The organism is Microbacterium sp. LMI13-1-1.1, from assembly GCF_040815625.1.
GTDB lineage: Bacteria > Actinomycetota > Actinomycetes > Actinomycetales > Microbacteriaceae > Microbacterium > Microbacterium forte.
In genome coordinates, this window is the sequence record NZ_JBFPNL010000005.1 from 246383 (window position 1) to 258575 (window position 12193).

Annotated in this window: 9 protein-coding genes; 2 read left to right on the top strand and 7 right to left on the bottom strand. The window is 68.0% G+C overall.

What is annotated here, in order from left to right; genetic code table 11:
* Positions 1-32: 32 nt before the first annotated feature.
* The 4 genes from MRBLMI13_RS08080 to MRBLMI13_RS08095 form a co-directional block, all read right to left on the bottom strand.
* Positions 33-1598: an aldehyde dehydrogenase family protein gene (locus tag MRBLMI13_RS08080; protein ID WP_367821700.1), complete on the bottom strand. Its 1566-nt coding sequence runs from the start codon at positions 1596-1598 to the stop codon at positions 33-35.
* Between the two features lie 210 nt (positions 1599-1808).
* Positions 1809-3134, bottom strand: a complete 1326-nt coding sequence (locus tag MRBLMI13_RS08085; RefSeq protein ID WP_367821702.1) for a GAF domain-containing protein — start codon at positions 3132-3134, stop codon at positions 1809-1811.
* A gap of 197 nt (positions 3135-3331) precedes the next feature.
* Positions 3332-4759, bottom strand: coding sequence for a CCA tRNA nucleotidyltransferase (locus MRBLMI13_RS08090; RefSeq protein WP_367821704.1), 1428 nt, complete (start codon positions 4757-4759; stop codon positions 3332-3334).
* 62 nt (positions 4760-4821) lie between these two features.
* Complete coding sequence (locus MRBLMI13_RS08095) at positions 4822-5115, bottom strand: hypothetical protein (RefSeq protein ID WP_367821706.1); 294 nt, start codon at positions 5113-5115, stop codon at positions 4822-4824.
* Positions 5116-5186: 71 nt separating this feature from the next.
* Here MRBLMI13_RS08095 and MRBLMI13_RS08100 point away from each other — a divergent pair, with 71 nt between their 5' ends.
* Positions 5187-6944 carry an alkaline phosphatase family protein gene (locus tag MRBLMI13_RS08100; protein ID WP_367821708.1) on the top strand — a complete coding sequence of 586 codons (1758 nt, stop codon included), beginning with the start codon at positions 5187-5189 and terminating at the stop codon, positions 6942-6944.
* A 20-nt stretch (positions 6945-6964) separates the two neighbouring features.
* Complete coding sequence (locus MRBLMI13_RS08105) at positions 6965-7426, top strand: ASCH domain-containing protein (RefSeq protein ID WP_367821710.1); 462 nt, start codon at positions 6965-6967, stop codon at positions 7424-7426.
* A gap of 29 nt (positions 7427-7455) precedes the next feature.
* Here the strand turns inward: MRBLMI13_RS08105 and MRBLMI13_RS08110 are convergent, their stop codons facing one another.
* The 3 genes from MRBLMI13_RS08110 to MRBLMI13_RS08120 form a co-directional block, all read right to left on the bottom strand.
* On the bottom strand, positions 7456-9405 hold the full coding sequence (locus MRBLMI13_RS08110) for an MSCRAMM family protein (RefSeq protein WP_367821712.1): 1950 nt from the start codon (positions 9403-9405) through the stop codon (positions 7456-7458).
* Between the two features lie 97 nt (positions 9406-9502).
* Positions 9503-10558, bottom strand: coding sequence for an LLM class flavin-dependent oxidoreductase (locus tag MRBLMI13_RS08115; RefSeq protein WP_042541541.1), 1056 nt, complete (start codon positions 10556-10558; stop codon positions 9503-9505).
* A gap of 40 nt (positions 10559-10598) precedes the next feature.
* Positions 10599-12131, bottom strand: a complete 1533-nt coding sequence (locus MRBLMI13_RS08120; RefSeq protein ID WP_414685953.1) for a class I SAM-dependent methyltransferase — start codon at positions 12129-12131, stop codon at positions 10599-10601.
* Between the last annotated feature and the right edge of the window lie 62 nt (positions 12132-12193).

Sequence of the window (12193 nt, forward strand, 5' to 3'; positions counted from 1 at the left end):
GCTGCTCGAGCGAATAGCGGCGGAGGCCTGACTCAGAAGAAACCCATCGGGCCCTCCGCATACGAGACCAGGAGGTTCTTGGTCTGCTGGTAGTGGTCGAGCATCATCTTGTGGTTCTCGCGCCCGACGCCCGACTGCTTGTATCCACCGAACGCTGCGTGCGCCGGGTACTGGTGATACGTGTTCGTCCAGACGCGACCGGCCTCGATCGCACGCCCCGCACGATATGCCGTGTCACCGCTGCGGCTCCAGACTCCGGCGCCCAGACCGTAGAGCGTGTCGTTGGCGATCGAGATCGCATCGTCGAAGTTGTCGAACGAGGTGACCGACAGCACCGGCCCGAAGATCTCCTCCTGGAAGATGCGCATGTCGTTCGTGCCCTCGAACACGGTCGGTGCGACGTAGTACCCGTCGCTGAGGTCGCCGCCGAGGTCGACGCGATCGCCTCCCGTGAGCAGCCGCGCGCCGCCCTGCTTTCCGATGTCGATGTAGCTGAGGATCTTCTCCAGCTGGTCGTTCGACGCCTGCGCGCCGATCATCGTGGCCGGGTCGAGCGGGTTGCCCTGGATCACCTTGCCGACGCGCTCGAGTCCGTCGGCGAGGAACCCGTCGTAGATCGACCGCTGGATCAACGCGCGCGACGGGCACGTGCAGACCTCGCCCTGATTCAGCGCGAACATCGTGAAGCCCTCGAGCGCCTTGTCGTAGAACGGGTCGGCGGTGTCGCGCGCGACATCCTCGAAGAAGACGTTCGGGCTCTTGCCTCCGAGTTCGAGCGTGACCGGGATCAGGTTCTGCGACGCGTACTGCATGATCAGGCGCCCCGTCGTGGTCTCACCCGTGAAGGCGACCTTGCGGATGCGCTTGTGCTGCGCGAGCGGTGCACCTGCCTCGATGCCGAAGCCGTTGACGATGTTCACGACACCGGCCGGCAGCAGGTCTCCGATGATGTCGAAGAGGAAGAGCAGGGATGCCGGCGTCTGCTCCGCCGGCTTGATGACCACGCAGTTGCCTGCGGCGAGCGCCGGCGCGAGCTTCCACACCGCCATCAGGATCGGGAAGTTCCACGGGATGATCTGGCCGACCACTCCGAGCGGCTCGTGGAAGTGATACGCGACGGTGTTCTCGTCGAGCTGGCTGATGCCGCCCTCCTGCGCACGGAGCACGCCGGCGAAGTACCGGAAGTGATCGACCGCGAGAGGGATGTCGGCCGCGAGCGTCTCGCGCACGGGCTTGCCGTTCTCCCAGGTCTCGGCGACGGCGATCTCCTCGAGGTGCTGCTCGATGCGATCGGCGATCCTGTTGAGGATCACCGATCGTTCAGCCGGGCTGGTCTTGCCCCAGCTCGCGAACGCCTTCCACGCGACGTCGACGGCACGGTCGATGTCTTCGACTGTTCCGCGGCCCACCTCGGTGAAGGGCTTGCCGTTGACCGGACTGACGTTGTCGAAGAACTGCCCTCTGACCGGGTCCACGAACTCGCCGCCGATGTAATGGCCGTACCGGGGGCGATAGGTCGCGATGGCGCCCGGCTGGCCGGGAGCGGCATACGCGGAGGATGCGGGGGCGGTGGACACGTCTTCTTCGACGATCGTCATCGGAACTCCTTCGACGGGCCACGGCGTCGGTGCTGCGGCTGTCCTCCGACGGTAGGTCGGCGGAGGTTGCACCCCGATGCGCAACGTTGCGAACGGTTGCAGGGCGGGCACAGGGGGGATGCCGTCGAACGGCTGATGATTCCCGGATGGCGGGCATACCGTCGGCGTGTACGCGGCCGGGCGAGGATCCGTCAGCCGGATGACCCCGGGTCAGCGATCTTCGATGCGTTCGATGCGCGCGACGAGTCCGGCGCGCTTCGGAGACCGGGCCGGCAGCATCTCGAGAGCGAGACGCAGCGCCGCAGCATCCCCCTGGCCTTCCGGGATCTCCGCGTATTCCAACAGAACGTCGAGGCTCGCCTCCGACAGCATCGTCTCGCGCAGCGCCGCTCTCACCGACTCACGGAATTCCTCCACACCCGGCGAGGTCGACTCGGGAAGCACAGGGCCGCGATAGGCGGTGAGGGCGACACGATGTGCGCCTCGGTCGAGCAGCGAGAGCACGTCGTGCGCATCGGTCTCGAGCGGCACCGTCAGTCGGTAGGGCCGGGACTCCGGAACGAGGCTGGGCGCGTGCTTCTCGAGAACCTTGCGCAGGCGCACCATCTCAGGACGCAGCGTGTCGGCGGACGCTTCAGGTCCGTACACGAGTTCGCTCAGTCGCTCGGCAGACAGGCCCTGGCGGTTCACTGCGAGCATGAGCAGGATCGCGGCATGTCGGGCGCTCAGCTCGATCATCGACTCCTCGAGCTCGGTCTCGGTCTCGAGACGCGCTCTGTCTCGCCCGAGCACGTGCAGGGTCGCGCGGGTCGTGGGCTTGGCGCGCGACGAGAACGTCACAGGGCGTGGGGCGTCGCTGCGCGCCCGAAGCCGCGCCACCATCAGCTCGGACTCTACGGCGCGCGCCGTGGCGTCGACCAGCAACCGCGCCTGGGTCGAGACGACCTCGTCACCACCCGTGACATCGATCACTCCGAGCACCCGCCGCGTCTCGGGGTCGCGGACCGGTGCCGCGGTGCACGACCACGGATGCACCAGCCGGTTGTAGTGCTCGGCCCCGCGGATCTGCACCGACTGATCGAGGGTGAGAGCCGTGCCCGGTGCGGTCGTGCCGACGGCGTTCTCTGCCCAGTTCGCGCCGGCGACGAATCCCATGCCCTCGGTGAGCGACTGGAGTTGGCGGTCGCCTTCGATCCACAGCAGCCGACCGGCCTGATCGCCCACGGCGACGACGACCCCCGCCTCCTCGGGGGTGCCGGGCAGGAGCAGGGCACGGATCATGTCCATGGCGGATGCGAGCGGATGCGCGAGTCGATAGGCCTCGAGCTCCTCGGTCACGAGCTCGATCCGCGGCGCCTCCTCGGGCCCGACCCGGCCTCGCCACGACCGCACCCACGACTCGCGGACGAGTGGACGCACCTGCTGCAGTCGGTGATCTTCGAGGTTGCCGGCGATCAGCTCTTCATGCGCACGCTCGATCAGGAGACGAGAGGCCTCAGGAGGGCCATCACGTGACACCTGCCACGACACAACCACGGCGTCTCCATTCGTCGTCGGTGGAGCGTTACCTCAGTGTAGGAGCCGGATGCCGCGGGCGGTACCCGCGATATTCCGGTTGCGCGCTCAGATCCACGCGCGGGTGAATGCTCGGATCACGGATGCAGGGCGAGATGCGTGTTCTGGGCATGCACCTGCCATACGGGCATCCAGGTGTGCCCGCCCGCGGAGCGAGCTCAGGCCCGGGCGGCCCACCATTCGCGAAGGCGCTGCTCAGCGGCATCCGTTCCGATGACACCCTCGTCGAGGCGCAGCTCGAGCAGGAATCGGTAGGCCTCGCCGACCTCGCGGCCGGGCGCGATGCCGAGGATGTTCTGGATCTGGTTGCCGTCGAGCTCCGGGCGGATGGAGTCGAGCTCCTCCTGCTCGCGCAACGCGGCGATGCGCGACTCGATGTCGTCGTACGCCGAGGCGAGCCGCCCTGCCTTGCGCTTGTTCCGCGTGGTGACGTCGGCGCGAGTGAGGATGTGCAGGCGCTCGAGCTGGTCGCCCGCATCGCGCACGTAGCGCCGCACGGCGGCATCCGTCCAGGCGCCCTCGGCGTAGCCGAAGAACCGCAGATGCAGTTCGATCAGCTTCGACACGGCCTCGGTCGTGTCCGTGTCGAACCGCAGCGCCTGCAGACGCTTGCGCGCCATTCTCGCCCCGACCACGTCGTGGTGGTGGAAGGTGACGACGCCGCCGTCTTCGAGCTTGCGAGTGCGGGGCTTGCCGATGTCGTGCAGAAGAGCGGCGATGCGCAGTGCGACGTCAGGTTCAGCCCCGGGGTTGCGCGACTGCTCGAGCGAGATCGCCTGGTTGAGCACCGTGAGCGAGTGCTCGTAGACGTCTTTGTGGTGGTGGTGCTCGTCGACCTCGAGCCGCAGAGCGCTCACCTCGGGCAGGAACTCCTCGATCAGACCGGTCTCGACGAGCATACGGATGCCGCGCACGGGGTCGTCGGTCTGCATGAGCCGCACGAGCTCCGACTGGATGCGCTCCGGGCTCACGATCTCGAGAGTCGCTCGCAGCTGAGTGATCGCGTCGAACGTGTCGTCGTCGATGCGGAAGCCGAGCTGAGCGCTGAAGCGCGCGGCGCGCAGCATCCGCAGCGGGTCGTCGCCGAACGACACGTGAGGGCTCGCCGGCGTGCGCAGGACACCCGCGATGAGGTCTTCGACTCCCCCGGTCGGGTCCACGAGCTTCACGGCCGGCACGAGCAGCGCCATCGCGTTGACGGTGAAGTCGCGTCGGTGCAGGTCGGCGTCGATCGTGTCGCCGAACTCGACGGTCGGCTTGCGGGTCACGCCGTCATAGCTGTCGGCCCGGTACGTCGTGACCTCGACCTGTTCGCCCTGCACACGCGCGCCGATGGTGCCGAATGCGCGGCCGATGTCCCACTGGGCGGTCGAGATCGGCTTGACGATGCGCAGGATGTCGTCCGGCATCGCGTTCGTCGTGAAGTCGAGGTCGTGCGTCGGCCTGCCGATCAGCGCGTCACGCACGGGTCCGCCGACCACGGCGAGGTCGAAGCCCGCTGCCTCGAACGCCCCGGCGAGGGTGCGGACGACCGGGTTCTCGGCGAGCGCGCCGAGACGGACGAGGCCGTCAGCCATATTGAGCATGGGTTCCAGCGTACCGGGGTGCGGGTGTCATCCGTCGGCGGCTGGTGTGACTGGGCAGGGTGTCAGAACAAGGGGTTCTCGCCCTTGGCCTGCGCGACCGCGCGAGCTCTCGCCTGCACCAGCCGCATGAGGAGCGTGCTCATCAGGAACCCGCCGATCACCGCGACGGCGACGATGAACCAGATCCCGATCTCGGGGTCAATGAGCTCGAAGCCGTAGATCGCGACAGCGAGGAGAAGCAGCACCGGGCCCTCGATCAGCGCGAACGTGACGAACAGCCGCGTCTGACGGCGACCGAAATCGGCGTTGACCGCCCGGACGCGCGCCTCGATCGAGGACTCTCCTGCGTAGCTCATGCCCCCCACCGTAGCGGCGTCGCGTTCCGCATCCCGTGCGTCGACACCCTCCGCGTCCTAGGATCGGCATCGTGACCGGAGAACAGAGCGAGTCCCCCACCGCGCCTGAGCCCTCCCGGCGAGGATTCCTCAAGATGGGCGGCGCCGCACTGGCCGGCGCCGTGATCGGCGGCGCCGGAGGTGCGGCGATCGGTGTGAACGTCGCGAATCAGCGAAAGGGCTTCGCCTCCGACCCCGATCCGTTCGCCGCGCTGACTCCGCGCAGCGAACCCGGCTTCGACCACCTCGTCGTGGTGATGGGCGAGAACCGGTCGTTCGACAATCTGCTGGGCTATCTGTACTCGAAGGAGACGCTTCCGAAAGGCGAGAAGTTCGAGGGTCTCGCGTTCGGCACGCACAGCAACACCGCGGCCGACGGCACGGTCGTCGACGCACACGTCTACACCGGAGACACCGACCGGATCATGAGCCTGCCCGACCCCGACCCGGGCGAGGAGTATCCGCACGTCAACACGCAGATCTTCGGCACGGTCGACCCGAAGGACAACGCCGACCTGTTCGTCGATCAGATGTCGGCCCCGTTCAACGCACCGACGCACGGCGAGAAGGCGACGATGTCGGGGTTCCTCGAGGACTACATCATCAACTTCCGCCGCCTGCGCAAGGGCGTCGAGCCCAAGCCCGAGGAGGCCGCGCACATCATGGGCTCCTTCTCCCCTGAGATGCTGCCCGTGCTGTCGACGCTCGCCTCCGAGTTCGCGGTGTTCGACCACTGGTATGCCGGGGTGCCGTCGCAGACGTTCTGCAACCGGTCGTTCTTCCACGCGTCGACCTCGCACGGCTTCGTCACCAACCAGGCGGGCGGCGGCTACCGCAAGTGGCTCGACGCCCCTGCGGCGCCGACGGTGTTCAATCGGCTCGAAGACGAGAAGGTCAGCTGGAAGATCTACATCGACAAGCTCCAGCTGGTGTCGTTCACGGGGATGCTGCACGCCGCAGTGCTCGAGAAGTACTGGCGCACCGAGCACTTCGGCACGATGGAGGACTTCTACGCAGAGGCGAAGAACGGCGCCCTGCCGGCATACGCGTTCATCGAACCGCGCATGGTCTACGACCACAACGACTTCCACCCGCCCTTCGGATCGCCTCGCGAGAGTGTCGTCGACGGCGAGCCCGTCTACGACAGCGCGATCTCCGATGTCCGGGCCGGAGACCGTCTGATCCACGACATCTACGAGGCGGTGCGCACCAGCGCGTCGCCCCAGGGCTCGAACGCGGTCAACACCCTGCTGCTCATCACCTTCGACGAGCACGGCGGGTGCTACGACCATGTGCCCCCGCCCGCGGCGACGAAGCCGACGAAAGACACCGGGGCGGGCGAGATGGGTTTCACGTTCGATCGACTCGGATGCCGTGTGCCGGCGATCGCCGTGTCGGCGTACACGCGTCGAGGAACCATCGTCCACGACGAGATGCACCACGGGTCGGTCACGGCCACCCTCTCGCGCCTGCACGGACTGAAGCCGCTCAACGACCGCGACCAGTCGGCGAACACGCTCTTCGCCGCCGTGAACCTCGACCAGCCTCGGCATCCCGCCGACTGGCCCGTCACGACACCCGCCTACACGCCGCCGAACCCCGAGCGTGCGGAGCCGAAGCCCGGTGACCCCACCGAGATGAAACCGCTCACCCCGCCTGCCCGAGGCCTGCTCGGTCTGCTGATCGCCAAGTACGGCAAGCCGGGAGAACCCGAGCCCGAGACGTTCGCCGACGCCTACCGGCTGCTGCACGAGCACGGCGAGGAGCTGTTCGGCCCCGCGGCCAAGTAGCACGGCAATAGGCTTGCCGCATGACCGACAGTGCCGCGCTCACCGCCTTCTGGAACCATGTCCGCGCAGAGAATCCTGCGCTTCCGGAGCAGACGCCCGGCGCCTGGGCCTTCGGTGCGACGCCCGACCATGCCGATTCTCTGCTCGCGCTCGTCCTCGCCGGCGTGAAGACCGGCACCGCCTCCTCGCAGTGGGACTACGACGAGACGGGTGACCCCGAGCCGTACGTCGGAGAGCTGAGCATCATCCTCGACGGATCCGGCGCTCCGCGCGCCGTGCTCGAGACGACCGCGGTCCGCATTGTGCCCTTCGACGAGGTCACCGACGAGCACGCGCACGCGGAAGGAGAGGGAGACCGCACCCTCACCTACTGGCGCGAATCGCACGAGCGGTACTGGCGCGCCCACTCCGAGAACCCTCGGGGATTCGAGGCCGACATGCCGATCATCTGCGAGCGCTTTCGCGTCGTCCACCCGGCCTGACGAGCCGGTCGGCCTCCGCCGCGCCGGACTCAGTCGCGTCGTGAACGGCGGCGCGAGATCAGCAGCAGTACGGCACCGACCACGAGCACCGCGGCGCCCGCTGCTGCCCAGATGAAGGTCTCGGGTCCGAGGCCTGTTCCCGGCAGCTGAGCGCCTCCGGTGTCCGGCGGCGAGGCCGGGTCGGTCGGATTCTGCGTGGGCGGGTCGGTCGGGGTGATCACGGCGGCCGAGACCGTGAAGTTCTGGCCGACGAACGACTCTCCCGCAGCCGTGATGACGAAGGCCGCCGTCGCCGGGCCGATGATCGTGCGCCCTTCCGGGGCGGTGATCGTCAGATCGTACGAATCGGGCGGCAGATCGGCGATCGCGTATCCGCCGTCGGCGTCGGTCGTCAGCTCCTGCGAGACCTCATCCGATTCCACTGTGATGATCACTCCGGCCACGGGTGTGCCGTCGTCGGTGCGCACCTCTCCCGAGATCGAGCCCAGGCGGGCGAGCTCGAAATCGACGTCCGCGAGGTCGGTCGTGGTGAGAGTCTCGGTGCGAGTCGCCGGGCCGGACGCGACGTAGCCGTCCGGCGTCGTCATCGTGATCTCGTACTCCCCCGCCGGCAGGCGCGGGAACGTGTAGACGCCGTCCTCGTCGGTGACCGTCGTGACCGTGTCGACGCCGTCATCAACGGTGATCGTGACGTCAGGCACGCCCGTTCCGGCGGCGCTGACGGTGCCGCTCAGATCGGCGTTCTCGACCACGACGAGGTCTTCGAGGACGATCGGCTCCTCACTGTTCTCCGGCACCACGATCTCTGTGGGCTCGATGGCGCTGAACCCGGGCGGTGGTGTGACCTCGACGGTGTGCGGGCCGACAGGAACCCCCTCGATCAGGAACTCGCCACCGGCGTCGGTCGTCGCCGGGTCGACGCCCTCGATCGTGACGATCGCGCCGGGGACGCCGGTGCCCTCGTCGTCGACGATGCGACCCGAGACCGCGACCGGCTCGATGTCGCGCACCTCGAAGGCCGCGCTGCCGTCTTCGGTCGTGAGGTCGACGGCCTGCACGGTCGGCCCGACGGCGATCTTGCCGTCGGGAACCGTGACGGTCACCGTGTATCCGTCGGTCGCGATGAAACCGGGGAAGGAGTACGTGCCGTCGGCATCCGTCGTGGTCGTTCCCACCACCGCGCCGTTCGCGTCGGTGAGTGTGAGTGCCGCTCCCGGCAGCGGGCCCTCGGCCTGGTCGGTGACGGTTCCCGTGATGTCGCGTGCGATCGAGGCGAACCAGGTCTGGTAGATCGGGAACCCCGAGCGCTGGGTGAAGAAGAACGTCAGCGAGGCGATCGGCACCGAAGGCTCGAACCAGGCCGCCGAGCCGCTCGTGTCAGACGCCGCCGCGTTTCCTGTCAGCGTCTGGGTCGCGGGATCCCACGAGGGCACGTCCGTGGCGACCCCTGAGCATGACGGCTTGCCGGTGACGCCCGGTGCGCAGTAGTTGAAGCCGCCGTTGAATCCGATCTCCTCGGCAGTGAGGGTCTGACCGTCGACGCCGATCGCCTCGATGCGCACCGAATCGGCGTCGATGTCACCCAGCACGAAGGTCCAACCGGATGCCGGCGTGGGCGTCGCGAACGAGTAGGTGGTGGTCGACGGGCTCGTGGGACTGTCGGCCTTCGGTCGCAGATTCAGGTACTGCTGATTGATGCTGCTGCCGTACTTCTCACCGACGGGGGTGCCCTGCGAGAGCCAGGTCGATGCACCCGAGATGACGCCGACCTGTCCTGCGCGGGAGTCGGTGGTCATGGTCGCGGTCAGTGCCGGCTGCGCGGCCACCTGCACGGTGGTCGTATAGGCGCCACCCGTGCCGGTCAGCGGCTGCCAGGTCGCCCAGGCGGTCGTGGTGACCGCGGCGGCCGGCACAGCTCCGACGAGCGCCACGACGAGGACGATGACTCCGGCCAGGATTCCGCTCTTGGGCGCTCGCATGCGGCCAGGGTATCGATATATCGCTCAGGGAGTCGAGGAGAAGAGGGGCGGATGCCGTCCGCATCCGCCCCTCACATCCGCAGTGTCCGGTCTGTCGTCAGACCGGATCGCCCTGCACAGGCCCCTCGGTGTTCGGCTTCCAGCCGAGTGCCGGAGCGACGTGCGTCGCGAACGACTCGAGCACGTGGAGGTTATAGGCGGGCCCCAACTGGTTCGGGATCGTCAGCAGCAGTGTGTCAGCCGACATGACCGCCTCGTCGGCCAGAAGCTGCTGGATGAGCACGTCCGGCTCGGCCGCATACGTCTTGCCGAACGTCGAGCGGAAGCCGTCGATGATGCCGATCTGGTCGGCGTTCTCCTCGCTGCGCAGCCCGAAGTAGGCCCTGTCCATGTCGGAGACCAACGGGAAGACGCTGCGACTGACCGAGACTCGCGGTGCACCGGTGTGCCCTGCCTCTTTGTAGGCGGCGCGGAAGAGGTCGATCTGCTCGCGCTGAAGCTGATGGAAAGGCACGCCCGTCGCCTCGGTGAGAAGCGTGGAGCTCATCATGTTCAGGCCCTTGCGCCCGGTCTCCTCAGCCGTGGCCCGTGACCCGGAGCCCCACCAGATGTGGTCGCGCAGAGTCGGCGACTGGGGCTCGATCGCGAGATAGCGCCCGGCGCCGACCATGCGGGGGTCGCCGGGGGCGAGACCCTCGCCGTCGATGGCACGGAGGAAGAGATCGAACTTCTCACGCGCGATCACGCTGCCCCGCTCGGGGTCTTCCTCGTCATGGAAGCCGAAGGTCTCGTAGCCGCGCAGAGCCGTCTCGGGTGACCCCCGGCTCACGCCGAGCGCGATGCGCCCGTCGGCGATCAGGTCGAGGGCGGCCGCCTCTTCGGCGAACTGGAAGGGGTTCTCATACCGCATGTCGATCACGCCGGTGCCGACCTCGATGCGCTTCGTGCGCGCGGCCATGGCCGACAGCAGCGGCATGGGCGAGGCGGCCTGCCGTGCCCAGTGGTGAACGCGCACCGAGGCGCCGTTCACGCCGATCTCGTCTGCACCCTCCGCGATCTCGATGGTCTGCTTCAGCATGTCTCCCGCGGTGCGGGTCGCCGAACCGGGCACGTCTGCATAGTGCCCGAAGGAGAGGAATCCGAAAGCCTTCATGGTGTATTCGAACGCATAGATGGGGTGCGGTATTCCGTCATCACTCCCCCGGAACCAGCAGGCCGTCGAGCACGAGCTGCCGGATGCGGGGTTCGAGGTCGGCCCACAGCTCGACGAGCGGCACCTCGAACAGGTCGGCGAGGGCCGAGACGATCTGTACGACGGTGAGGTCGCCGTCGCACGCTCCGACGAAACCGGCGAGCGCGGGATCGACCGTGATCGTGCGGGCGAATCCCCCGCCCTGTCGGAGTTCGATGATGCTCGGGTCGTCGTTGCCGGGGAGCAGATGGCGTGCCTCGGTGACGTCGGGAGCGACGAGCAGCGTGGCGGGCAGTCCGGTCGCGAGCACATCGTGTGCGGCGAGGCCCGCGCGCAGTGCGGCGCCCACATTCGAGACGGGTTGCGTCACGCGCTCGAGACGGCGCAGCGGGATGCCGTCGGCAACCGGCCGGCGCACCAGGATGTAGCCGAATCCGACCGCGGTGACGCCTCGGGCGGTGAAGTCATCGAGCCACGCCGTGAGGAGCGGAGTGAACGCGGCATCCCGCGGCGTCGTGCCCCCATCCCGGATCCACAGTTCTGCGTATCCGAGCGGCGAGAGCTCTTCACGCTGGATCACCCACAGGTCGAGGTCGGCGGGAACCCAGGAAGAGAGGCGGTCGAGACCGGAACGTCCGGTCAACGCCACCTGACCCCCGCGTGACTCCCAGTTGCCGAGCAGCTGCGCCACACCCCCAGGAGTCAGGAACGACGGAACCGCGCGCAGGAACTGCTCGACGAGGGCGTCGCCGACGAGACCTCCGTCGCGGTACTCGTATTCGGGCACGCCCTCTGCGCGCGGGGTGATCACGAAGGGCGGGTTCGAGACGATCAGGTCGAACGCCTCCCCCTCCACCGGGTCGAACATGCTGCCCAGGCGGAACTCGATGTTCGTGACGCCGTTCAGCTGGGCGTTCAACTCGGCATACGCGAGCGCACGCGCCGAGATGTCGGTGGCCACGACCGAGCCTGCGTGGCGAGCGACCAGAAGTGCCTGGATGCCGCACCCTGTGCCCAGATCGAGAGCGCGGTCGACCTCGATCGGCATGATGATCTCGGCGAGGGTGCGCGAGGCTCCGCCGACGCCGAGAACGTGATCCGCCGGAAGCGCGCCGTCGAGCGCCACCTCATCCAGATCGCTGGCGATCCACCATTCACCGATCCCATCCGAGTCGACGAACGACTGCGGCCGCAGAAGCGCAGTGGGAACCACATCGCTCCCCTCGATGCGTGCGAGACCGAGAGCGGCGAGGCCGTCGGCGCCGAGTCTCGGCAGAGCCGCGGTCACCGCGGCGAGCGGCTGCGGCATTCCGAGCACCAGCAGCCTGCCGAGCGTGGCGAGCACACCGCCGTCACCGGCGATCGAGCGCAGGATCGGCTCACGCATGCCTCTGGCCAGCGCGTCGTCCTCCTCTTCTCCCCACAGTCGGCGAAGAGGCTCCGAACGCAGATCCGCGTCGTCGAGATCCGCGGCGAGTGCGGTGCTGCGGAGCGGATCGGGCGTGGGGGCGAGGGTGTCGGACACGGCCGTCACTCTACGCGTCTTCAGGGTTCTCATTCAGCCAGCCGCCTAGAATCACAAGGTCAGCACTCACG